Source organism: Mycetocola tolaasinivorans (assembly GCF_003667565.1).
Taxonomy (GTDB): domain Bacteria; phylum Actinomycetota; class Actinomycetes; order Actinomycetales; family Microbacteriaceae; genus Mycetocola; species Mycetocola tolaasinivorans.
This window is the reverse complement of sequence record NZ_RCUX01000007.1, coordinates 133,078-156,651: the sequence shown is the minus strand read 5'-3', so window position 1 is coordinate 156,651 and position 23,574 is coordinate 133,078. Positions and strand designations below refer to the sequence as shown.

Genomic DNA, 23,574 nt, shown 5'->3' with positions numbered 1-23,574 from the left:
CATTCGCGCGCCGCGGCTCCAGCAGGGAGAATGGTGGTTATGTCTAACCGCGAGTATGTGCAGCTGCTGTCCGAGGACGGCGAACCGATCGGCGTGGCCGATAAGGCCGAGGTGCACGATCACGACACCCGACTGCACCTCGCGTTCTCCTGCCACATCACCGATGAGCGCGGCCGCGTGCTGCTGACCCGCCGTGCGGTGTCGAAGCTCACCTGGCCCGGGGTCTGGACCAACGCCTTCTGCGGGCACCCGGCTCCCGGGGAGTCGTTCGAGTCGGCGATCGCGCGACGGGCGGCCGATGAGCTCGGCACCACCGTCACCGGCATCAGCCCGCTCCTGCCGGACTTCCGCTACCGCGCGGTGGATGCCAGCGGCATCGTCGAGTACGAGATCTGCCCGGTCTTCTCGGCCACGCTGAGCTCGGATCTCGCCCCCAACCCGGACGAGGTGGCCGAGTACCGCTGGGTCGAGCCCGAGGACCTCGCGCAGCTTGCGCGCATCGCGCCCTGGTCGATCAGCCCGTGGCTGGTCGAGCAGCTGGAGCAGCTGAACCGCTAGGTACACACAAAACGAGCCGCCCCTCGGGACGGCTCGTTTTGTGTATGCGGCGTGCGCAGGGCTTGTGCGCGGGCTTATTCGCCCAGCGCGCCCTGGCTGGTGTCCGCGATGTCCGTGCGCTTGAAGTTCTGGAACGAGCGCGAGGCGGTGGGGCCGCGCTGGCCCTGGTAGTGCGAGCCGGCGGTGGCCGAACCGTAGGGGTTTTCGGTCTCGGAGGTCAGCTGGAAGAAGCACAGCTGGCCGATCTTCATGCCGGGCCACAGGCGGATCGGCAGGTTGGCGACGTTGGCGAGCTCCAGGGTCACGTGGCCGGTGAATCCGGGGTCGATGAATCCGGCGGTCGAGTGGGTCAGTAGGCCGAGGCGGCCGAGCGAGGACTTGCCCTCGAGGCGCGCAGCGATGTCGTTGGGCAGGGTCACGCGCTCATAGGTGGCGCCGAGCACGAACTCACCCGGGTGCAGGATGAAGGGCTCGTTGGGGTCGGTGTCGACCATGCGGGTGAGCTCCGACTGTTCCTCCGAGGGATCAATGTAGGAGTACTTGTGGTTATCAAACAGCCGGAAGAAGCGGTCGAGACGAACGTCGACGCTCGAGGGCTGAACGAGCTCGGGCGCATACGGCTCGAGCCCAATACGGTTGTCGTTGATCTGGGCTTTGATATCGCGGTCGGAGAGCAGCACGAGGCCCATACTATCGCGGGTTCCCGCGGATTATGCCTCACCCGGCCCGCCCGGATGCGCCGCCGCGTGGAAAACAAGCATCGCGATGCGGAGACGCGTTCGGCCGGAAACCCCGCATCTGTCGGGATGCCCCACACACGCGAAGAGGGCCGCTGATCTGGACATCAGCGGACCTCTCGACGCAAACGGTGCTTAGCGAACGTAGCCCAGAATCGCGTTCTCCGCGCTCACAACACTTACGGGCGCCGCGCTACCGTGCTTCCACGCGCCGTCCACGAGCACCCGAGAACCCGATCCGTCAACCAGGGCCTGAGTAAACGTGCTCACATCAGTACTCGACCCATTTGCGGTACATGCCTCGAGAGCAGCACCCGTAACCTCGGTTACCATCTTGAGGCCAGCGGGGATCGAATCGCGAGAAAAAGTGGCCTTGGTCGGGACGGTACAGCCGATAGCTTCTGTGCCCTTAAGGCGCGACTGCTTCCCTGTTTTGCGATCGATCAGGACGATGTCGTTCTCAGCGCGAACCGGCAAGTAGTGGCCAAACGAACGCAAGGCGCCACCCTGGGACAGGTTCGTCAGGCCAGAGAGGTTCTCAATCTGGGCATCCCACGCGGATTCACCCGTGCGAGGGTCCACGCCGGTTACGGTCACCGTGCCGGTCTCGATGGAGAGCGGCCCGTCAGTGACGTCCCTCCTAAATGAAAAGTCACCGCTGCAGAACACCGGGTTCACGGAGTCAGAGAAGCACGTTGTTTGCCCCTCGTTACTCCACAGCAGCGTGCCCGTCGCAAGGTCAATCGCGCCCGCTCTTCCCTCCGAGGCGGAGGACACAAAGGTCTCCGGCGCGGTCACTCCGGTCGCATTGAACTGGAGCATGCCGTCTTCCTCAAGCGGGTACCAGCCACCGAGGGAGTCGATCACGTCGCCATCGCCGCCCACCACATCGACAGCCGGGACCTTCCATGTCTCCTCGCCGTCAACCACACGAACCAGGGACTGTGCCCCCGATTCGTCAGCTACGCCCCACACACCTGCCCCCAGGCTCCGAGTACGCGGATAGTTCCCGAGCCCGCTCTTATACGGACGCACACCCTGATCGAGGGTGAGCTGATAGCGAGCGCCATCACTCACACCGGGAGTATTTCCCCAGAAACACACGCCATTGCTGAGCCCACAGTCCCACAAGCTACTCACCCAATCGCCCGCGATCATCGCTTCAACCGAGCCCGTCTTCGGGTCGAGAAGCGCGAACTCCGGTGCCCAGGTGCCGTTAGGCTGTTCCTGCGGCACGCCGATGCTTGCGACGAGTGGCCGAGTGTCCTCCCCGATAACCATCGGATAGAGCAGGCCACCAACCCTGTTATTGATGCTCGCGGGACGCGTCCATCGTAGTTCGCCATTCGCGGCATCGTATGCGGCGAGTGAAATATCGGCATCGGGAGTCTTCACGTACACCAAAACGGTGTCGTCTACGACAGGGACCGCGTTTGTGCCGAGGGGCTTTACGTCGATGGTCCACGTGGGCGTAAGGACGGTGGTGAGCGCCGTATCGCTGACGACCGGCTTTGCCTCCTCCTCGACGAGTGGGCTGGTACAACCAGCCAGGACCAGGGTGGCCGCAGCCACCACTCCAAGAACCGCCGCTGTGCGCTTCATCTCTCTCCCCGGTGAAGGACCCAAATGTGAGCCAAACCGAGAGCATACCATTAGATATGTTTACTGTTTCGCGGCGAAATATCGTAGGGGTCCCGCCACGCAAACCCTCCGGTGACGGGCACTTCAGATTTTGCACTCCGCGCTGTGATACCGTAGGCGAATCAGTTGGCGCGAGTACCGGGCCGACGCGATACGCGAATGTAGTTCAATGGTAGAACTCCAGCTTCCCAAGCTGGTAGCGCGGGTTCGATTCCCGTCATTCGCTCCAGTTCTTCATCACGTGCACGGCCCACTCACTAGTGCCCGGTCGACTCCCGCACCAGCACGCGCGGCTGCACCAGCAGGCTTTCGGTGCGGGTGCCGTCGACGATCTCCAGCGAGGCGCGCACGATCTCGTCCACCGCGGATTCCAGCGTGGTGAGGCCCGGGCTTGTGACGCCCGAGAGGGCGGTGCCATCGAAGGTGGCGAGTGCCACGTCCTGGGGCACGCGCAGGCCCGCGTGCTGGAAGGCCGTGAGGAGGCCGAGCGAGACGACGTCGGCGGTGCAGATCACGGCGTCCGGCATGTCCGCGTTGTCGCGCAGGATTCGGGCGGCCTCGGTGCCGCTGTGCATCGAGAAGGTCGGCATCTGCAGCACCGTGCAGCCAAGGCCGGTGACCGCGCGGAACGCCTCGGCCCGCTCGCGGCTGGCCGAGGAGCGAGGCTCGGCGTCCACCAGCACGATGCGCTCCCGGCCGCTCGCGTGCAGGTGATCCACGAGCAGGCGGATGCCCGCGGCGTTGTCCAGGCGCACCGCGGGGGCGCTCACGCCGGCGGCGATGCGGTCCACCTGCACCACCGTGTGGGTGGCCGCGAGGGCCGCAATCGCGGGGGCGCTGCCCTCATGATCGACCGGGGCAATCAGCACGGCGTCCACCAGGACGCGATCCATGTCTTCAAGCTGTCGGCGCTCACTCGTCACCGAATCGTTGGTGTCGAAGGTCACGACGCGGCGGCCCTCGGCATCCAGCTGCCGTGAGTAGGCGGCGACCAACTCGGCGTAGTACGGGTTCGCGACGGAGGGCACCACGAGGGCGATCGATCCGGTGGTCTGCAGGCGCAGCGCCCGCGCCGCCGCATTCACGCGGTAGCCGAGCTCCACCGTGGCCGCCTGAACGCGCTCGGCCAGCTCGGGCGCAACACCGCGATCCACCCCGGCCAGCACGCGGCTCGCCGTCGTCGGGGAGACCCCCGCGGCGGTTGCCACATCCTTGAGACTCACGCGTCTGGCCATCGGTCCTCCTGCACGTCAATCTTTTTAGAGTACCAACAACACACCCCTCGGCTTGACAGATTTAGAACCTCATGCGAGATTTGGGAAATGCATTTCCCACACAATGATGTTGACGTTTTGGTGATCGGCTCGGTAAACCTCGATACCGGGTTTACGCTGCCCCGCGCTCCCCGCGTGGGCGAAACGATCGCGGCCACCGGCATGGTCGAGCGCGGCGGCGGGAAGGGTGCAAACCAGGCCTTCGCGGCCGCCCGCGCGGGAGCATCCACCACGCTGCTCGCGGCCGTCGGCACGGACGCCGACCCGGCTCTCGCGGACCTGCGCACGGTAGACGTCACCCTGGGCGACCTCGTGACCGTTCCCGGCGTGCCCACCGGCCGCGCGGTGCTGCTGCTCTCCGGCAGCGAGAACACCATCGTGGTCAACGCCGGCGCCAACGCCCACCTCGCCCCCGAACACGTGCACGCCTGGGCCGCCGAACGCCCGGCGCCGCGCGTGGTCGCACTCCAGCACGAGGTCGAGGCCCCGGTCATCGACGCGGCGATCGACGCCTTCGGCGACACCGCCCGCATCGTCCTGAACCCCTCACCCTGGCGCGAAAACGCCGCAGAGGCCGTGCGCCGGGCCGATATCGTGGTCCTCAACGAGGTCGAGCTCGAACAGGCCCTCGGCCTCGAACCCGTCAGCGATGAGGAACCCCTCGCCATCGCCCAGCGCCTGATCGGTGATCTCCCCGGCGGCGACGTCGTGGTGACCCTCGGCGGCGACGGCGCGCTCGTCCGCCACGACGGCGACATCACCCACGTTCCCGCCATTCGCACGGTTCCCGTTGATACCGTCGGTGCGGGCGATGCCTTCCTCGGCACCCTGACCGCGGCACTCGCCCGCGGCGAAGACCTCGTGACCGCGGCAACCGCGGGGGCCTCGGCCGCCGCCGTCGTGGTCACGATCCACGGGGCTCGCGACACCACCCCGGTGCGCTAACCCCACTCCCCCAACCGCCGTTTGAAAGGCACACATAATGAGCAACGAGGCTCAAGCTCGCGAAACCGCCGGCTCAGCCCTCACCGTTGAAACCAACGGTGTAAACCCCGTCCCCGACAGCGAACGACGCGGCTCCCCCCGCGGCCTGTTCGCCGTCTGGTTCGCCTGGAACATCTCGATCCTCGGCATCAGCTACGGGATCTTTGTCTTCACGCTCGGGCTCGATGTCTGGCAGACAATCCTCGCCGGTACCATCGGGTACATCATCTCCGCCTCCCTCGTCGGCGTCCTCGCCGTCGGCGGCCCGCGCACCGGGCTCCCCACCCTGGTGCAGACCCGGTTCGCCTTCGGCCTCCGCGGCAACGTGGTTCCCGCCTTCTTCGCCTACCTGTCAAACATGGGCTGGAAGGTGACCATCATCACCCTGGCCTCCACCACCGGCGCCAACCTCTTCTCGACCCTCTGGCCGAGCGTCTTCGGCAACGGCTCGGGCAAGCCGGCCACGTTCATCGTGGTCATCTGGTTCGTGGTGGTGCTCGCGATCACCATGGCCGTGGCCGTACTCGGCCACGAGTTCATCATGAAGATCGAGGTGTGGATCTCCTGGGTCACCGGCATCATGACCATCGCCTTCCTCGGCTTCGTGCTCCCGGAAATCCGGTGGGATCAGCTCGGCCAGACCCCGGCCGGCGGCCCGCTCGTCTTCCTCGGCGGCGTGATCATGGCCATGACCATGGTCGGCATCGGCTTCCTCAACTACGGCGGCGACTTCGCCCGCTACCTGCCGCGCAAGACCCCAGCCAAGGCCGTCATCGGCTGGACCACCCTGGGCCTCTCGCTGCCCGTCGTCGCCCTCCTCATCGTGGGCGCCCTGCTCGTGGGCAGTAACCCCAAGCTCGGAACCGAGGCCGCCTCCGACCCGATCGGTGCCCTCACCGCGCTGCTCCCGCTGTGGTTCTTCATCCCGTTCTCGATCGTGATCGTGATCTCGCTGATCTCGGCCGCCATCACCGGCGTCTACAGCTCGGGCCTCGCGCTCATGGCCGTGGGCTTCCCGCTGCGCCGCTCGATGACCACCGCGATCAACGCGCTGATCATCGCCGCCGGAGCGTTCTACCTGCTGTTTATCTCCACCTCGTTCCTCGCGACCTTCCAGTCGTTCCTGTCGCTGATCGCGGTCATGATGGGCACCATGGGTGGCATTCAGCTGGTGGACTTCATCCGTCAGCGCCGCCTGAACTGGGACGTCCGCCTCGCGCTGCCCGCCGGATACGGTGGCCGTAACGGCCGCTGGACCGCACTCGTCAGCCTCGCACTCGGCACCATCGTGGGCCTCGGCACCGTCACCAGCGCCGACCCCAACTTCGCGCACATCACCGGGTTCCTGCTGACCCCGGAGGCTCGCGCCGGAGTCATCGGTTCCAGTAACATCGGCGTCATCATCGCCCTCGTACTCGGGGCCGCGAGCTACGCCCTGCTGACCTTCGGATTCAAGTTCGATCCGAAGCCAGACTTCACCAAGATCGATCCGTCGATCACCCAGTAACACCCAGCGGGGCGCGGCAACCGCCGCGCCCCGACCGGTATTCCCCGAGGGAGCACAATGAGCAACAGCGCAGCGGACACCACAACCGTCGCCACCGGCAACACGATGGGGGTCGAGGCCAACGGCATCAACCCCGTCCCGGACGCCGAACGCCGCGGAAAGCCCAGCGGGCTGTTCCCCGTGTGGTTCTCCTGGAACGTCTCGATCCTCGGGGTGAGCTACGGAATCTTCATCTTCAGCCTCGGGCTGAACGTCTGGCAGACGATCATCGCCGGCACCCTCGGCTACCTGATCTCCGCCGCCCTGGTGGGCCTGATCGCCGTGGGTGGCCCGCGCACCGGCCTGCCGACGCTCGTGCAGACGCGCTTCGCCTTCGGCTCGAAGGGCAACTTCCTGCCCGCCTTCTTCGGCTACCTTTCCAACACCGGTTGGCAGGTCACCAGCATCACCCTGGCCTCCACCACCGGAGCGAACCTCTTCGCCAAGGTATGGCCCGCGGTCTTCGCCGGCGACGGCGGTGCACCCACCGTACCCACCACCGTGGGCTGGTTCATCGTGGTGCTCGCCGTGACCATGACCGCCGCGGTCTTCGGCCACGGATTCATCCTCGCCATCGAGGTCTGGATCGCCTGGATCACCGGCGTCATGACCATCGCCTTCCTGTTCTTTGTGCTCCCCGAGGTCAAGTGGGGTCAGCTCGGCGATGCCGCGGCCGGCGACCCGCTCGTCTTCATCGGCGGCATCATCATGGCCATGACCATCGTCGGCATCGGCTTCATCAACTCCGGCGGCGACTTCTCCCGCTACCTGCCGCGCAAGACCCACGCCCGCGGCGTGATCGGTGCCACCACCTTCGGCATCGCCGTGCCCGTGATCGCGATGCTCATCGTCGGCGCGCTCCTCGTCGGCAGCGACGCCAAGCTCGGTGAGGCCGCCGCCAACGACCCGATCGGCGCGCTCACCTCGCTGCTGCCGATGTGGTTCTTCATCCCCTTCTCCATCGTGATCGTGATCTCCCTGGTCTCGGCCGCCACCACCGGTATCTACAGCTCGGGCCTCGCGCTCATGGCCGTGGGCTTCCCGCTGCGCCGCTCGGTCACCACCGCGATCAACGCGCTCCTCATCGCCGCCGGGGCGTTCTACCTGCTGTTCGTGTCGACCTCGTTCCTCGCGACCTTCCAGTCCTTCCTCTCGCTCATCGCCGTACTGATGGGCACGATGGGTGGCATCCAGCTCGTGGACTTCATCCGTCAGCGCCGCCTGAACTGGGACATCCGAATGATCAACGGCTCGGGCTTCGGCGGCCGCGACTGGCGCTGGACCGCCTTCACCAGCCTGATCGTGGGTACCATCGTGGGCCTCGGAACCGTGTCGAGCGCCGACCCGAACTTCGCCAAGATCACCGGCTTCCTCCTCACCGAGGACGCCCGCACCGGCGTCATCGGCCAGAGCAACATCGGCGTGATCGGTGCCATGGTGCTCGGGGCCGCGCTCTACGCGCTGCTCACGTTTGCGTTCAAGATTGATCTGGCCCCGGATCGCTCGAAGCTGCCCGTCGCCGAGCGAGGCGACCTCCCGGCGGACGCCGAGATCCTCGCGGAGGGCGTGGCCGTTCTGGCCACAGCAGATGTTGACATCGATGCCGAGGACGCTCGATGAGCGCCACCCCGCACGCGGTAGATCCGCGCTTTGTCGACCCCGACGCCTGGCACTCCCCGGCCACCTACTGGTTCTGGCACCACCTGCCCGATGAGGCACAGGTGCGCACCCAGGTGCGCCAGATGCACGCCGCCGGAATCCGCAGCTTCCAGGTGCAGGCACGCCTCTCGTTCCCGATGCACGAGTACCTGGAACCCGCCTACCTCGCCGCGTGCCGCTGGGCCGTGGAGGAGGCCGCCGCCCTCGACATGGTGGTGGGCTTCTACGACGACTACAACTGGCAGACCGGCCAGGCCGGCGGCCGCGCGGTGGCCGGCCACGATCACCTCCGCGAACGCCACCTGTTTTGGACCACCGTCGAGCTTTCCGGGGGCTCGGGCACCGGGGAAATCTCCGGCATCGTCTCGGGCACCGAGGGCCTGGGCCCGGCCGCGATGGCCTGGCACTATGACGGCGGGGTACCGCTGTGGGCCGACTGGCGGATCGAGCGGGCCCTGGCGGTGAGCGGAACGGTGCCTGCTGGGAGCACGGCGACTGCCGACACGGCCGCCGCGGAGAGCGCGGGCGTTACCGATATCGCCGCCGCGACGAGCCTCACCGCCACCGATACGACCGCCGCGCTCACCATCAGCGGCGCGGAGGCGACGCTCACCCGCGCCCTCGTGCTGGTGTCGGCCCGATCCACCACCTCACACCTGGTGAACCCGCTGGATCCCGCGGCCGTGGATCGCTTCATTGAGGCCGGTTATGAGCCGTTCCGGGAGGCCGTGGGCGACCACTTCGGCTCCACCGTGCGGTACGTGTTCTTCGATCAGCCGCACGCGGTCTACTACGACTGGACGCAGCGCTCGGGCGGCATCGGCTCCTCGGTGCCGGTGCACACCGACACCCTGGATCTCGCCCGCAGCCTGGGCGCGGACACCCATGACGCCCTCATCTGGGCGGTATTCACCGAGACTTCGGACCCCGCGGCGCTCGCGCTGCGCGCGCGCTTCTGGCAGTTCTACGCCGAGCTCACGATGGAGGGCTTCCTCGGAAAGCTGCGCGACTGGAGCCACCGGCACAGCCTGCTGCAGTCCGGCCACGAGGTGCTCACCCACATCGGCACGTTCACGCCGGGCACCGAGTTTGGCGAGTGGGATCTGCGCGCCAACTTCGGGCTCGACCACTTCGGGGTGGACGCCTACCGCGACCTCACCGCGGTGGATGCGCAGGACGGCGTGGCCCAGCTGAGCCCGCGCCTCGGCGACTCGATCGCCCGCGCCACCGGCCGCACCGGCACCATCGTCGAACAGTACTTCCTGACCCCGCCCGAGGGCGGCACCCCGTGGTCGGGCCACTGGGGCCTCACCCTCGACGAGCTGCGCTCGACCACCGTTCGTCACCACCTCGCCGGCATGCGCCAGATGGTGTTCCACGGTTTTTACCAGACCCACGGGCACGGAAACGACCACGAATCGATGGCCAACCCGCGCTTCGACTTCCCGCCGGGCATCAACTTCGAGCCCTGGTTTGCGGGCTTCCACGCGGCCTACGCCGCCGAGTCGGCCCGCCTGAGCGAGTTCCTCGAACCGCTCTCGGACGACCCGAGCGTGCTGCTGTTCTGGCCGCTGCGCACCATCTGGACCCACGGCCAGAGCGGGGAGCACTTCGCGCAGTTTGGTGCGTGGGCGAGCGCGCTCGATGCCGCCGGCATCCCCTGGCGCGTGGTCGATGAGCGCTCACTCGCCGACATCGCGGCCGGGTCGGTCCCGACCGCCCGGGCGCTCGTGCTGCCGGGCGTGCGCACCCTCGCGGGCGCGGCGAGCATCACCGCGCTGGAGGGCATCGCGAACTCCGGCATCCGCGTGATCCGCACCGGGCCCGGGCTCACCACGCTGCAGGACGGCGGCGCGGTGCGCGCCCTTCCGGGTGCACGGCTGACGTCCGTTCCCGAGAGCGCGGTACTCGCGGCCGAGCTGGGGGTATCCGCCCGCGGCGACGCGGTCTTCCTCCCGAGTACCGACGCCGCCGGGCTGCGCGTGCGCACCGGAATTGATGCCGAGGGCCGCACCCGCGTCGCGCTGTTCAACGACGGTACGGAACGGATCTCGGGTACGCTCACGGGCACCAACATCGCCGAGTGGGATGCCGCCACCGGCGCCGCCCTTCCGCTCGCCGAGGCCCGGCTGAGCCTCGAACCGGGCGAGCTGCGACTGTTTGTCTGGGCCGGGTCGGGCGGCACCAGCGCCGAACCCGCAGCCGCCGTATTCAACGAATCCGCCGCATCCGCACAAGCAGCCGCGGCACCCACGCTGATCCTCGCCGAGGGCTGGACCCTCACGCTCCCCGAAGATACGGGCACCGGCACACCGATCGACGTCGCGGCCGGCTGGCAGAGCATCCTTCCCGAGTACTCCGGTGCGGCGACCTATCGGGCCACGTTCGAGCTGGCCGAGGTGCCGCCTGCTGACGCCACCCTGGTCCTGCCCGAGGTCTCCGGTTCGGCGTCACTGAGCATCAACGGCACCCACCTCGGCGAGCGCGGCTGGCGACCCTACCGGTTTGCCGTGCCGGCCACGCTGCTGCGGGCGGGCAGCAACACCATCGAGATCACGGTGTGGGGCTCCGCCGCCAACGAGTTCTACGCGGGCACCAGCCTGCGCCCCGAGCCCGAGGTCAACGGCCTGCTGGCCGCACCCGCACTGTTCCTGACCCTCGCCACGGAAGGCTGACACCATGCTCAAGGGAATCGACCCGCTGCTCTCGGCAGACCTCCTGTACGCGATCGCCCGGATGGGTCACGGCGACGTCCTCGCCGTCGTGGACCGAAACTACCCCGCGCACGCCGCGGGTGCCGAGGTCATCACGCTGCCCGGGATCGACGTGACCCGGCTGGCCGAGGCGCTGTTCACGGTGTTCCCGGTCGACACCTTCATCGCCGAACCCATCGGGCGCATGGAGGTGGTGGGCGATCCGGATGCGATCCCCGAGGTGCAGCGCGAGCTAATCGCCGCGGCCGAGGCCGCAGAGGGCCGCGAGATCGGGATCGAACCGATCGAGCGCTTCGAGTTCTACCGCCGCGCCCGCTCGGCCTTCGCGGTGATCGCGACCACCGACGACCGCCCCTACGGGTGCTTCCTCATCACCAAGGGCGTGGTCTAAACACCCTCCTCCCGACCGGAAGGTCGTCATAGTTTGTCATCAAACTCGCTGTACCCCGAAAGTGGGTCAATGATGATAATCCCATGACTCTCTCCTCCGCCTCCGCACCCACCTCGGCCACCCCGCAGGGCCCGGCCGCGATCCACGCCGCCTGGCGCGCCGAGCGCCTCGCGCAGGTGACCGGCCGCACCGGGGCCGCCGCACTGATCAGCTATGTGCCGGTGGGGGCGACCGAGACCGCGGTGGACGGCTTCCCGGTCACCGTCTGGCGGGTCGGCGAGGAGGAGGGCGTCCACGTGCGGGCCACCGACCCCGGTGTGGCCCTTCTCGATGCCTCGGGTCGTACCGAGCTCACCCCCGGAGTAGACACCGTGCTCGGCCGCCTCACCCCGGCGGGGCTCCCCCTCCTCGAATACGGCACCCTCACCATCGACGCCTTCAGTCTCGACGGCACCGACTATGAGCTGCGCCTCTACGACACCGAGGCAGGCACGGTGCGCACCCTCACCGGGATCGACACCCACGACTTTGACCCCACCTGGGTCCTGACCGGCACCTTCCACGCCGGCGAACCGGACGCCCGAATGCCCTGGGGCTTCACCCGCGCCTCCGACACCGGCCACACCAAGGCCGTGCCCGGCACCATCACCGTGCGGGTCGACGATCAGGATGCGGAGCTCCTGGTGTTTGCCGATGGCCCCGCCCTCGTGCTCGTGTTTGCCGACGCCACCACCGGAGCCACCAGCTACGCCCCCGGCCGCTTCCTCCGCCTGGACCCGGTGCCCGATGGTGCGGCCATCACGCTGGACCTCAACTTCGCGTTCGTGCCGCCCTGCGGCTTCAGCGACTTCTTCAGCTGTCCGATTCCCCCGGCACAGAACCGCCTCCGTGCGGCGGTGCTCGCGGGAGAAAAACGCGCGCTGCGCGACCCCGCAAACGCCTAGGCGCCGAACGCACCCCGCACACTTTTCGACACCCCGCCCGCCGCAGGAAGCCTCCCGTCCGCGGCCAGACCGGCACCCCGCCGGATCCCCTCCCCACCGCCGTTTCCGGCACCCCCTATCCCCACCCTTTCGAAGGACCAGAAATGTCCCAGTCCTCCTCAGACGACTACGCGCTCGCCCGCGTTCCCGCCTCCGCCCGCCGCCACTGGTTTGGCATCGCCGTCCAGCGCTTCGGCATGGTCGGGGCGCTCGCCCAGTTCCTGATCGGTGCCACGCTCGGCTACGGCATGAGCTTCGCCAACGCCTTCCTCGCGATCCTGCTCGGCTCGCTGCTCGTCGAACTGATCATGCTCGCGGTGGGCATCATCGGCCAGCGCGAGGGCCTCAACACCTCGCTGCTCGCCCGCTGGACCGGCTTCGGCGACGTCGGGGCGGCCCTCGTGGGCCTCGCGATCGGCATCAGCCTGATCGGCTGGTTCGGCATTCAGTCGGCGATCTCCGCCGACTCGCTGAACGCCCTGCTGCCCGGTGTCATGGCCCCCTGGCTGTGGAGCCTCATCTTCGGCCTCATCGTGACCGCGATCGTAGCCTTCGGCTTCCTCGGCATGCAGTGGCTCGCCAACATCACCGTGCCGCTGTTCCTCATTCTCGTGGCCTGGTCGGTGACCTCCGAACTATCGCGTCACAACCTGGGCGAACTGCTCTCGGGCCCGCCGCCCGGCCCCTCGCTCAGCCTCATCGCCGGCGCGGGCATCGTCGCCGGTGGCGTGATCGTGGGCGCCATCATCACCCCCGATATGACCCGCTTCAACCGCAGCGGATCCGACGTCGTCAAGCAGACCGTGGTGGGCGTCTCCCTCGGTGAGTTCGTGATCGGCCTCGCCGGTGTGCTCGTCGCCCACGGCGCCCAGAGCGGAGACATCGTCGCGATCATCACCTCCTCGGTTGGCCTCATCGGCCTGATCATCGTGGTCTCCGGCACGCTCAAGGTCAACGACTGGAACCTGTACTCCTCGACCCTCGGCGTGATCACCTTCGTGCACACCCTGTTCGGCGTGCGCCTCAACCGTCTGTGGACCTCGGTCATCTTCGGTGTGATCGGATCGGTCCTCGCCGCGGCCGGCATCCTCGGCAGGTTCACCGACTTCCTCGTGCTGCTCGGCGTGGTCTTCCCGCCCATCGCGGGCATCATGGTCGCCGAGTACTTCATCGTCAAGGCGTTCCGTCCGCTGCTGGAAAAGCGCGGCGATGACGAGACCGCCCTGCCCGAAACCGCACCGCGCTGGGTACCGGCCACCCTCATCATCTGGGCGGCCTCCGCACTCGTAGGCCACTTTGTGACCTGGGGCATCCCCGCGGTCACGAGCCTCCTGCTCTCGATTGTGCTGTACGTGATCGCTGGCAAGCTTGGACTCGTGCGCGGTGTGGGCGTGGCCCACACCAGCAAGATCGAGGTGGCCGCGTGACGGACGCCCGGGTTCCCGCCTCCGTCCCGGCCCCCGCGGCGCGCGCCCTGCGCATCGGCATCGACGTGGGTGGCACCAACACCGACGCCGTGCTGATGGACGGCCGCACCGTGCTCGCCGGAGTCAAACGCTCCACCACCGCGGACGTCACCTCGGGCATCGGGGTGGCCATCCAGGCGCTGCGCGAGCAGTCTGCGTTTGACAACGATGACGTGCGTGCGGTGATGATCGGCACCACGCACTTCGTGAACGCCCTCGTGCAGGCCCGAGACCTCGCCCCCACCGCGGTGGTGCGGCTCGGGCTGCCGGCGAGCGCCGCGCTGCCCCCGCTGACCGACTGGCCGGACTCCCTGGTTACCGCCATCGACGCCCGGGTGTACCTCGCGCACGGCGGCCACGAGTTTGACGGCCGCCCGATCTCCCCGCTCGACCCGGATGAGCTGCGCGCCCAGGCCGCGGACATGCGGGCCGCCGGGGTGCGCTCGGTCGCGATCGCCTCAATCTTCAGCCCGCTGAACGCCGAGCTGGAGGCCGCCGCGGCCGAGATTCTGCGCGCCGAGCTGCCCGAGCACGTGACGTTCTCGCTGTCCCACGAGATTGGCCGTCTGGGCATCCTCGAGCGCGAAAACGCCACCGTGATCAACGCCGCCCTGCGCGAGCTGGGTGCCGAGGTCATCGAGGGGCTCGCGACCACCGTGCGCGGGCTCGGCATCACCGCCCCGATCTACCTCAGCCAGAACGACGGCACCCTGATGGACGAGGAGTTTGTGCGCCGCTACCCGGTGGCCACCTTCGCCTCCGGCCCCACCAACTCGATGCGCGGGGCCGCCGAAACCACCGGCCTGGCCACCTGCGCGGTGGTGGACGTGGGCGGAACCACCGCGGACATCGGCCTGATCGAGGGCGGCTTCCCACGCGAGGCCGCGGCGAGCGTCGCGGTCGCGGGCGTACGCACAAACTTCCGCATGCCCGACGTGATCTCGATCGGGATCGGCGGCGGGTCCCTCGTGAATTCCGAGACCGCCGAGGTGGGCCCCGAGTCCGTAGGCTTCCGCCTCACCGAAAAGGCACTCGTTTTTGGTGGGGACGTCCTCACCGCCACCGACATCGCGGTGGCCGGCGGGCGCGCGCAGCTGGGCGATCCCGCCCGCGTCGCCCACCTCGATCCGGCGTTTGTCGCCCGGGTACTGGCCCGCATCGACGAGCGCATCGCCGAGGCCATCGACCGCATGCGCACCTCCCCCGAGCCGATCCCCGTGGTCGCCGTGGGTGGCGGGGCGGTGCTGCTGGATCACACCCTGCCCCTGCTCGGTGAGATCATCCGCCCCGAAAACGCCGGGGTGGCCAACGCCATCGGCGCCTCCATCTCCCAGGTGGGCGCCGAGATCGACACGGTGGAATCGATCGTTCCGGGCAGCCGCGACACCGTGCTCGCCGCCCTCAAGGAACGCGCCATCGCCGAGGCCGTGGCCGCCGGGGCGGACCCGGCAACCGTCACCATCCTCGACGTTGACGAAATCCCGATCCCCTACCTCCCCGGCGGTGCCACGCGCGTGCGCATCAAAGCCGTGGGCGACCTCGAAGGAGTATCCGCATGAGCTGGCAGCTGACCAAGGCGGACCTCCCTGACCTCGCCCGCGGCGCGGCATTCCTCGGCACCGGCGGCGGGGGCGACCCCTACATCGGCCACAAGCTGGTCGAAAACGCCCTGGGCGAGGGATCGATCACGATCCTCGACCCCGAGGATCTGGCCGACGACCTGTTCGTGATTCCCGTCGCCCTGATGGGTGCCCCCACGGTGATGATCGAAAAGCTCCTCGCCGGACACGAACCGCTCACCGCACTGCGTCACCTCGAGGCCCACTACGGCCGCACGGCCGACGCCACCATGCCCATCGAGTGCGGCGGGGTGAACTCGCTCATTCCGCTGCTCGTAGCCGCGCAGACCGGCCTCCCGGTGGTGGATGCCGACGGAATGGGCCGGGCCTTCCCCGAGCTCTCGATGGAGACCTTCGCGGTGTACGGCGTCAATGCCTCCCCCATCGCGCTGACCGCCGAACGCGGCGAGCACATCATCCTCGACACCGGGGCCGACAACCGCCGCATCGAGCAGCTGGCCCGCGCGCTGACGGTGGAACTCGGCGGCTCGGCCGCCATCGCCGAGTACGCGATGACCGGGGCGGATGTGCGTCGCACCGCGGTGCCCCGCACCATCTCGATGGCGCTGTCCATCGGCCGGGCGATCCGTGAGGCCCGCGCCGAGCACCGCTCCCCGTTTGAGGCCATCGCCGCTGCCCTCGCCCCCACCCTGTACTCACACGTGCGCGAGCTGTTCGTGGGCAAGGTGGTGGATGTCGAGCGCCGCACCGAGGGCGGTTTCGCCCGCGGCCGGGCCCGACTCGCCCCGGCGGACGCCGCGGATACCGGCGCATTTGAGATCCTGTTCCAGAACGAAAACCTGGTGGCGTACCGCGACGGTGAGCTCGTCGCGATCGTCCCGGACCTCATCTGCGTGGTGGATCAGGAAACCGCCGAACCGATCACCACCGAGGGCCTGCGCTACGGCCAGCGGGTGCGCGTGCTCGGGGTCTCGACCCCGGCGCTGATGCGCACCCCGGAGGCGCTCGACACCTTCGGCCCGGTCGCGTTTGGCCTCACCGAAACCTTCGTTCCGGTCGAGGAGCTCGCACACTAGCGGGCACTCCCCGGGCAACCGGTATCAGGGCGGTCGGTATCAGGGTCGCGTCGCACACCGAATATTCACGGTCTGCGGCGCGACCCTTTTCCGCATACGCGACCTAACCTGCACTCATGACCGCTACAGGGCATGACGCCCCACCGCTCGGAAGACGCCTCGCCCCGCTCGTCGAGGCCGCCGGGAGACTCTCCCCGGAACTCGAGCGACGCTTCGCCCGCCACCTCGCCCTCTCCGGGTTTGACGCCCTCGCCCAGCGCCGCCTCGCGGCCGCCCGGGTTGCGGTGATCGGGGCCGGGGGCCTCGGCAGCCCGGTGCTGCTCTACCTCGCGGCGGCCGGGGTCGGCACCCTCGGCATCATCGATGACGACACCGTCGAGGTCTCCAACCTGCAGCGGCAGATCATCCACACCGAGGCGGCCCTCGGCGGCTCAAAGGTCGACTCGGCCGCGCGGACGGTGGGCGCACTCAACTCGGGAGTGACGATCACCCGTCATCCGATCCGGCTCGATGCCCACAACGCCCTCGCCACGCTCTCCGGCTACGACCTGATCATGGACGGCAGCGACAACTTCGCCACCCGCTACCTGGTGGGCGACGCCGCCGAAATCCTCGGGATTCCGTGCGTGTGGGGATCGATCCTCGGCGAGGACGGCCGGCTCACCACGTTCTGGGCCACCCCCTCCGACGGCCTTCCCGGCCGCACCTACCGCGACCTCTTCCCCGCGCTTCCGCCCGCGGGCAGCGTGCTGAACTGCGCCCAGGGCGGCGTGCTCGGTGTGCTCTGCGGCAGCGTCGGGGCGGCGATGGCCACCGAGGCCGTCAACCTCATCACGGGGCGCGGATACTCCCTCCTCGGGCGCCTCCTCAGCGTCAACGCCCTCCAGCAGAGCTGGCGGGAGATCCGCTTCGAGGCCGACCCCGGGCGCAACCCGGTCACCACGCTCACCTCGCCCGCCTCCGGTCCGCTGTGCGCCACGGCGGTTGGGCCGGACGGCCACCCCGCAGCCGGAGCCGATGCCTCCTTCTGGTCGGTCGAGGATCTCGCCCACGGGCTCGAGGCCCCGACCAGGCGCGAGCGCTTCCTGTTTGTGGACGTGCGCTCCGCCGCCGAACGGCGTCTCGCCGCGATCAACGGTACCCGGGCAATCCCCTATGCCGAACTCCTCGCCGGCATCCACGACCACACGCTGCCCACCGATACTCCCGTGGTCTATCTCTGCCATCACGGGGTACGCAGCGAAAACCTCGTGCGCGCGCTGCGGGAACGCGGGCGCTCAAACGATATCTCCGTGATCGGCGGAATCGAGGCCTGGAGCCGCCACATCGACCCGACGCTTCCGCGGTACTAGGCGCTCGCGGGGCTCTCCGCGTAGTCGGCGAGCCGATCCGGATGCACCCGGCAGCACACCCTCTCGCCGGGGAGGATCCGCCGCCCGGGCGGCATCTCGGCGAGAAGGCTCGGCGCGTTCGGCACCGCCAGCGCATGAGCGTGTTCGGTGCGAATGAGCGCCCCGTCCTCCACCCGCACGCGCAGGCCCACCCCCGCGAGCACGGCCTCGATCGCGGAGACCGTGCCGTGCACCCAGAGGCCCGCGGCGGCCGGATGGGCGAGCGCGCACGCGGACGGGTGCACGTCCGTCACGACCACCGCCCCCGGCGAAAAGGCCACCAGGCGGGTATCCGGTCCGGCCCCGACGCCCAGCCGGTTGACGCCAACAAGCCGCGCGGTCAGCGGCGTTCGGGGACGTGACAGGTGCTCGCTCGCGCGGCCGGTCTCCACCACCCGGCCACGCTCCATGACACTCAGGTGATCAGCGAGCGCCCAGGCGTCCACGGCGTCGTGGGTGATCAGCAGGGTGGTGATGCTCAGCTCGGCGAGGAATGCGCGCACGCTCTCGCGAATCGCGGGCAGTACATCCGTCGACAGCGCCGCGAACGGCTCATCCAGTACGAGCAGGGCGGGCTCGGTCGCGAGCGCGGCGGGCAGCGCCGCCCAGTCACCGCGCAGGATGAGGGCCCACCCACCGAAACCGTGGGCGTGAGCTTCCTCGGCCAGCTGAAGCCCTTTTCCCCGAACGATCCGGCCCGCGAGGAGATCCGAGTATGAGTCCGCTGAGTATTTTTCTGTGGGTGGCCGTGCCCTACGCGGCCGCGGCCACGTTCGTGGTGGGGCACATTGTGCGCAACCGCAGCGACCAGTTTGGCTGGACCACCCGGTCGAGCCAGATCCACGAGAACCGCCTGCTGCGCTGGGGCTCACCGATGTTCCACCTGAGCATCCTGATGGTGATCGCCGGTCACGTGGTGGGCCTGCTCATCCCGCGCGAGTGGCTGTATGCGATCGGTATCAGCGAGCACATCTACCACCTCGGGGCCACCTGGATGGGGACCGCCGCGGCCGTGCTCACCCTCGCCGGGCTCGCGATCCTGCTCTACCGTCGCCGGGTCACCGCGGGCGTGCGCCGCGCAACCACGGTGATGGACCGGATCATGTACGCGGTACTCGCCGTGACCCTGCTCTTCGGCACCGCGGCCACCGTCATGCACCAGGTGTTTGGCCCGGGCGATGAGTACCGCGGCACGATCGGGCCGTGGATGCGCGGCCTGATGATCTTCCAGCCCCAGCCCGAACTGATGGCGGACGTCCCGGTCATGTTCCAGCTGCACGTGCTGTGCGCGATGGTGCTGTTTGTGCTCTGGCCCTTCACCCGCCTGGTGCACGTGTTCTCGGCACCGATCGGCTATTTCATCCGCCCACGCCTCGTGTATCGCACCCGGTACAAGCAGCACGGGGCGCGCGCCACGCGCCGCGGCTGGGAGCCCTCGGAGCGCCCGAACCCGCGTCGCTAGCGCCGCACGGTGCCCACAATGCAGACGTCCCGCCCACGATCCAAGGATCGCGGGCGGGACATCTGTTGAGCGGCGCTACCTACTGGTTGGAGAAGGCGTCGTCGAAGGAACCCTCCGGAAGCTTCCAGAGCAGGGAGCGCACGAAGTTCACCGCGTCGGCGGCACCAACGAGGCGGTCCATGCCGGCGTCCTCCCACTCGACCGAGATCGGGCCGTTGTAGCCGATCGCGCTCAGGGCACGGAAGGAGTCTTCCCAGGGCACGTCGCCGTGTCCGGTGGAGACGAAGTCCCAGCCGCGGCGCGGGTCGCCCCAGGGAAGGTGCGAGCCCACGACGCCGGCGCGGCCGTTGTGCGGGCGCAGGCGGGTGTCCTTGCAGTCCACGTGGTAGATGCGGTCGGCGAAGTCGACGATGAAGCCCACCGGGTCAATGTTCTGCCACATCATGTGCGACGGGTCCCAGTTGAAGCCGAAGGCCTCGCGACGGTTCAGCACCTCGAGGGTGCGCACACTGGTCCAGTAGTCATACGCGATTTCGCCCGGGTGCACCTCGTGGGCGAAGCGCACGCCCTCGGCGTCAAAGACGTCGAGGATGGGGTTCCAGCGGTTCGCGAAGTCCTCATAGCCGGCGTCGATGACCGAGGCGGGTACCGGCGGGAACATCGCCGAGTACTGCCAGATCTTCGATCCGGTGAAGCCCACCACGGTGTCCACGCCGAGCTTGCGCGCGACGCGGGCCGAGCGCTTCATGTCCTCGGCGGCGCGCTGGCGCACACCCTCGCCATCGCCGTCACCCCAGGTGTAGGGGCGAACGATGGACTGGTGGCGGAAGTCGATCGGGTCATCGCACACGGCCTGGCCGGTGAGATGGTTCGAGATCGCAAACACCTGCAGGTTGTAGCGCTTGAGGATCTCCAGGCGCGAGGCCAGGTACGAGTCGTCCTCATCGGCGAGCTTGAGGTCGAGGTGGTCGCCGGAGGCGGCAATCTCGAGGCCGTCATAGCCCCACTCGGCAGCCAGACGAGCGACCTCTTCGAAGGGCAGGTCGGCCCACTGCCCGGTGAACAGGGTGACGGGAAGTCGTGCTTCGGTCATTTCAATCTCCTCTAGTCCAGAACCACGGTCTGACCGGACGCTGCCGAGTCGAGCACCGCCTGGGTGATGAGGCCCGCGCGCAGGCCGTCGGCGAAGGTCGGCAGACCCACGGGGGTCTCACCGGCGATGGCCGCATAGGTGTCGGCAACGAAGCCGTTGAAGGCGTCCTGATAGCCCTGGGCGTGACCCGAGGGCACCACGCAGAGGCGCGCGGCATCGGCGTCGAGGCGGTCGGCCTCACGCGGCAGCACGCGGTTCTCGGCGAGCGTGCCGAGCCACAGGGAGTCCGGCTGCTCCTGCTCGAACATGATGCTCGAGTCGGTGGCCGAGATCTTCAGGACGAGGCCGTTTTTGAAGCCCGGGGCGACCTGCGAGACCAGGAGCGTGCCGATGGCACCGCCCACGGTTTCGAAGCTCACCGACACGGCATCCTCGGTGGTGACGGTTCCGGTGCCCGAGCGCTCGGCCAGGAAGGTGCGGGTGCGCGCATACAGCGAGTGGATGCGGTCGCCACCGATGAACTCGATGAGGTCGACCAGGTGCGATCCGATGTCCGCAAACGCACGGGAGTTCCCGCCCTGGGCGGAATCCACGCGCCAGTTGTCCGAGTCGGTGGCGGCGAGCCAGTCCTGCAGGTACTCGCCCCCGATCGTCAGGACCTTGCCACCGGCGGCGATCTGCGCACGCGCCTCGCGCGCCATCGGGTGGAAGCGGTAGACGAAGGGCACCGTGGCCACGACACCGGCGGCCGTTGCGGCCTCGGTGATGCTGCGAGCCTCGGCAGGGGTCGTGGCGAGCGGCTTCTCGCACACCACGTGCTTGCCGGCGGCGATCACCGCGGCGGCCTGCTCGGCGTGCAGCGCGTTCGGGGTGCACACGTGCACCACGGTGATGCGCTCATCGGCGAGCAGGGCTTCCAGCGAGTCGAACGCCTGCAGCGCGCCCAGCTCCTCGGCCACCTGGGCCGAGCGGGCGGGGGTCGAGGCCACGACTCCCACGAGGGTGGCCCCGGCGGTGCGGGCCGCGCGGGCGTGCACGGTGGCCATGAAGCCACCGCCCACGATGCCCACGCCGACGCCCGCACCGATGCGGTTGGGGTTTACGCTCATGCGATCACCCGGGCCGCGGGATCCCAGTCTTCGGCCAGCGGAGCGGACAGCACAACGGTGCTCTCCACGGTGACCGGTTCGCCGGAGGCGGCCGACTCGGCGGTGGACACCATGACGTCGAGCACGTGGAACGCGAGCTCACCCGAGGCACGCTCGGGCACACCGGCGCGGATCGCGCGGGCCAGCTCAACCACGCCGATACCGCGGCCAGCGCTCGTGCCCTGGGCCTCGATGGTCTCGGGCTCGACACCGTAACCGTGCACGATGAGCTCACCCTCGAAACGGTTGGGGTCGGGGATGGTCAGCGCACCGGTCTCGCCGGTGACCTCGAACTGGATGCGCGCGAGCGGCGAATCGAAGCTCAGGATCGACTGGGCGCTCTGGCCGCCCTCGAACTCGATGTTGACGCTCACGTGGGTGGGCACGGTGACGTCGAAGGACTCGCCCGCGCGCGGTCCCGAACCGATCACGCGGGTGTCGCGCGACTTCGAGGACAGCGCCGAGACGCGCTTAACCGGGCCGAACAGCTGCACCAGGGCGGTGAAGTAGTAGGGGCCCATGTCGAACAGCGGGCCCGCGCCCTCCTGGAACAGGAAGTCGGGGTTCGGGTGCCAGCTCTCGGGGCCGGGCACCTGGAACAGGGTCAGCGCGGTCAGCGGGGCGCCGATCCGACCGGACTCCACCAGGCGGCGGGCGTGCTGGATACCGGCACCGAGGAAGGTGTCGGGGGCGGTGGCCACGCGCAGGTTCTTGGCGTTGGCCACGGCCAGCAGCTCGCGGCCGCTCTCGCGGTCCAGTGCGAAGGGCTTCTCGCTCCACACGTGCTTACCGGCGTTCAGGATCTGCAGGGCAATCTCAACGTGCACCTTGGGGATGGTGAGGTTGATGACGATCTCGATCGAGTCGTCCGCCAGCAGCTCGGCCACGGTTCCGAAGCCGGCAACGCCGTACTTCTCGGCCTGGGTGCGGGCGCGCTCGACGTCGAGGTCGGCGATGAAGCGCACCTCGACGTCGGCAAAGGTGGTGAGGTTCTTCAGGTACTGGTCGCTGATGACACCGGCACCGATCAGGCCGATTCCGACGACGCCGCTCATGCCTGGACGCCGTTCTTGGTGAGGAAGTTGAAGGCGGTCTGCAGACCCTCGAAGATGTCGCCGGCGTAGTCGTCGAACTCGGCGACCGGGGTGGCGTGCGGGGCGGCGGCGATGATGCCAAGGACATCGAGGACACCGGAACCGGCGGGCAGCTGGTTCTTGACATCGCGGCTCGCGTCGCCGTCCTTGATGTGCAGCAGGGAGACGCGCTCCCCCAGGCGACCGAGGAGGTCGATCGGGTTCTGGCCGCCCACCTGGGCCCAGTAGGTGTCGATCTCGAGGGTCACGCGCGGGTCGAGCAGGCTCGCGAGGTACTCGATCGGGGTGACGCCCTCGACCAGGCCCTCGGCCTCCCAGGCGTGGTTGTGGTAACCGGTGACGACGCCGTGCTGGTCGGCGAGGTCGGCGGCGGCGTTGAGCTGGTCGGCAACCTTCTTGATGGCGTCGGCGTCGGCGAAGTGCTCGGCGGGCAGGAAGGGCTCGATCACGGTGCCCACGCCGGCCTCGGCGGCCGCGGCGAAGGTGGCGGAAACGTCGAGGCCCTTGCCCAGGAAGTTGGAGTGTGCGCTCGGCACGGCGAGGCCGTACTCGGCGAACTCGCGGATGTCGGCGACGCTCTCGGCATTGAAGCCGAAGGTCTCGATCTGCTTAAAGCCGATCTCGGCGAGACGGGTCAGCGTGGCGGCGCGGTCTTCGGCGAGCGCGTGACGCACCGAGTACAGCTGAGCGGTGAGGAGGTTGGAAGTCATAATGATCCTTTTGCGGAGTGGATGGATGGGTCCGTGAGAACGAGCGTAGCGGACTTTTGCCTACAAG

21 protein-coding genes and 1 tRNA gene are annotated in these 23,574 nt (G+C 68.6%); 14 read left to right on the top strand and 8 right to left on the bottom strand.

The genetic code is table 11. The annotated features are described in order from the left end of the window. The first annotated feature begins 39 nt into the window (after nt 1-39). Nucleotides 40-558, top strand: coding sequence for an isopentenyl-diphosphate Delta-isomerase (gene idi, locus D9V32_RS10550; protein WP_245982255.1), 519 nt, complete (start codon nt 40-42; stop codon nt 556-558). A 74-nt stretch (nt 559-632) separates the two neighbouring features. Here idi and dcd read toward each other — a convergent pair whose 3' ends face one another. Together dcd and D9V32_RS10540 are read right to left on the bottom strand one after the other, a co-directional pair. Then, on the bottom strand, nt 633-1,238 hold the full coding sequence (gene dcd, locus D9V32_RS10545) for a dCTP deaminase (RefSeq protein ID WP_121648923.1): 606 nt from the start codon (nt 1,236-1,238) through the stop codon (nt 633-635). 192 nt (nt 1,239-1,430) lie between these two features. Further along, nucleotides 1,431-2,897, bottom strand: coding sequence for an outer membrane protein assembly factor BamB family protein (locus D9V32_RS10540; protein WP_183086271.1), 1,467 nt, complete (start codon nt 2,895-2,897; stop codon nt 1,431-1,433). Between the two features lie 194 nt (nt 2,898-3,091). On the opposite strand from D9V32_RS10540, the gene D9V32_RS10535 reads away from it, so the two are divergent. Beyond that, a tRNA-Gly gene (locus tag D9V32_RS10535) sits at nt 3,092-3,165 on the top strand. Nucleotides 3,166-3,193: 28 nt separating this feature from the next. Here D9V32_RS10535 and D9V32_RS10530 read toward each other — a convergent pair. Continuing rightward, the gene (locus D9V32_RS10530; protein WP_121648861.1) at nt 3,194-4,171 is read right to left on the bottom strand and encodes a LacI family DNA-binding transcriptional regulator; all 978 of its coding nucleotides are present in this window, start codon (nt 4,169-4,171) and stop codon (nt 3,194-3,196) included. Between the two features lie 87 nt (nt 4,172-4,258). On the opposite strand from D9V32_RS10530, the gene D9V32_RS10525 reads away from it, so the two are divergent. The 10 genes from D9V32_RS10525 to D9V32_RS10480 all read left to right on the top strand — a co-directional run bounded on the left by D9V32_RS10525 (nt 4,259) and on the right by D9V32_RS10480 (nt 17,961). Further along, nucleotides 4,259-5,155, top strand: a complete 897-nt coding sequence (locus D9V32_RS10525; RefSeq protein WP_121648860.1) for a PfkB family carbohydrate kinase — start codon at nt 4,259-4,261, stop codon at nt 5,153-5,155. 37 nt (nt 5,156-5,192) lie between these two features. After that, on the top strand, nt 5,193-6,701 hold the full coding sequence (locus D9V32_RS10520; RefSeq protein ID WP_121648859.1) for a purine-cytosine permease family protein: 1,509 nt from the start codon (nt 5,193-5,195) through the stop codon (nt 6,699-6,701). Between the two features lie 57 nt (nt 6,702-6,758). After that, a complete protein-coding gene (locus tag D9V32_RS10515; protein WP_121648858.1) occupies nt 6,759-8,360 on the top strand; it encodes a purine-cytosine permease family protein in 1,602 nt (533 codons plus the stop codon). Further along, nucleotides 8,357-11,074 carry a hypothetical protein gene (locus D9V32_RS10510; protein WP_121648857.1) on the top strand — a complete coding sequence of 906 codons (2,718 nt, stop codon included), beginning with the start codon at nt 8,357-8,359 and terminating at the stop codon, nt 11,072-11,074. Before D9V32_RS10515 ends, D9V32_RS10510 begins: the two co-directional genes overlap by 4 nt. Nucleotides 11,075-11,078: 4 nt before the next feature. Next, the gene (locus D9V32_RS10505) at nt 11,079-11,504 is read left to right on the top strand and encodes an RbsD/FucU family protein (RefSeq protein ID WP_121648856.1); all 426 of its coding nucleotides are present in this window, start codon (nt 11,079-11,081) and stop codon (nt 11,502-11,504) included. 83 nt (nt 11,505-11,587) lie between these two features. Continuing rightward, the gene (locus D9V32_RS10500) at nt 11,588-12,448 is read left to right on the top strand and encodes a DUF1684 domain-containing protein (RefSeq protein WP_121648855.1); all 861 of its coding nucleotides are present in this window, start codon (nt 11,588-11,590) and stop codon (nt 12,446-12,448) included. A 143-nt stretch (nt 12,449-12,591) separates the two neighbouring features. Beyond that, nucleotides 12,592-13,914 carry a purine-cytosine permease family protein gene (locus D9V32_RS10495; protein WP_121648854.1) on the top strand — a complete coding sequence of 441 codons (1,323 nt, stop codon included), beginning with the start codon at nt 12,592-12,594 and terminating at the stop codon, nt 13,912-13,914. Between the two features lie 47 nt (nt 13,915-13,961). Beyond that, entirely contained in the window at nt 13,962-15,512 is a 1,551-nt protein-coding gene (locus tag D9V32_RS10490; protein WP_121648922.1) for a hydantoinase/oxoprolinase N-terminal domain-containing protein, read from the top strand. Further along, a complete protein-coding gene (locus tag D9V32_RS10485) occupies nt 15,509-16,609 on the top strand; it encodes an S-methyl thiohydantoin desulfurase family protein (RefSeq protein ID WP_121648853.1) in 1,101 nt (366 codons plus the stop codon). Before D9V32_RS10490 ends, D9V32_RS10485 begins: the two co-directional genes overlap by 4 nt. A 116-nt stretch (nt 16,610-16,725) precedes the next feature. After that, a complete protein-coding gene (locus D9V32_RS10480; protein ID WP_121648852.1) occupies nt 16,726-17,961 on the top strand; it encodes a ThiF family adenylyltransferase in 1,236 nt (411 codons plus the stop codon). Here D9V32_RS10480 and D9V32_RS10475 read toward each other — a convergent pair. Beyond that, a complete protein-coding gene (locus D9V32_RS10475) occupies nt 17,958-18,503 on the bottom strand; it encodes a hypothetical protein (protein WP_121648851.1) in 546 nt (181 codons plus the stop codon). The genes D9V32_RS10480 and D9V32_RS10475 overlap by 4 nt on opposite strands. Between D9V32_RS10475 and D9V32_RS16045 the strand changes: the two genes are divergently transcribed. Together D9V32_RS16045 and narI are read left to right on the top strand one after the other, a co-directional pair. Continuing rightward, nucleotides 18,453-18,719, top strand: a complete 267-nt coding sequence (locus tag D9V32_RS16045) for a hypothetical protein (protein ID WP_147440444.1) — start codon at nt 18,453-18,455, stop codon at nt 18,717-18,719. The genes D9V32_RS10475 and D9V32_RS16045 overlap by 51 nt on opposite strands. After that, the gene (gene narI, locus D9V32_RS10470; RefSeq protein WP_121648850.1) at nt 18,716-19,462 is read left to right on the top strand and encodes a respiratory nitrate reductase subunit gamma; all 747 of its coding nucleotides are present in this window, start codon (nt 18,716-18,718) and stop codon (nt 19,460-19,462) included. The genes D9V32_RS16045 and narI overlap by 4 nt, the downstream gene beginning before the upstream one ends. A gap of 79 nt (nt 19,463-19,541) precedes the next feature. Here narI and D9V32_RS10465 read toward each other — a convergent pair whose 3' ends face one another. Genes D9V32_RS10465 through D9V32_RS10450 form a run of 4 tightly spaced genes read right to left on the bottom strand, consistent with a single transcriptional unit; the run spans nt 19,542 to nt 23,507 of the window. Further along, nucleotides 19,542-20,555 (bottom strand): sugar phosphate isomerase/epimerase family protein, encoded by a 1,014-nt coding sequence (locus tag D9V32_RS10465; protein WP_121648849.1) that lies wholly within the window; start codon nt 20,553-20,555, stop codon nt 19,542-19,544. An 11-nt stretch (nt 20,556-20,566) separates the two neighbouring features. Next, on the bottom strand, nt 20,567-21,664 hold the full coding sequence (locus D9V32_RS10460; RefSeq protein ID WP_121648848.1) for a Gfo/Idh/MocA family protein: 1,098 nt from the start codon (nt 21,662-21,664) through the stop codon (nt 20,567-20,569). Beyond that, on the bottom strand, nt 21,661-22,758 hold the full coding sequence (locus tag D9V32_RS10455) for a Gfo/Idh/MocA family protein (protein ID WP_121648847.1): 1,098 nt from the start codon (nt 22,756-22,758) through the stop codon (nt 21,661-21,663). Before D9V32_RS10455 ends, D9V32_RS10460 begins: the two co-directional genes overlap by 4 nt. Further along, a complete protein-coding gene (locus tag D9V32_RS10450) occupies nt 22,755-23,507 on the bottom strand; it encodes a sugar phosphate isomerase/epimerase family protein (protein ID WP_121648846.1) in 753 nt (250 codons plus the stop codon). Before D9V32_RS10450 ends, D9V32_RS10455 begins: the two co-directional genes overlap by 4 nt. Between the last annotated feature and the right edge of the window lie 67 nt (nt 23,508-23,574).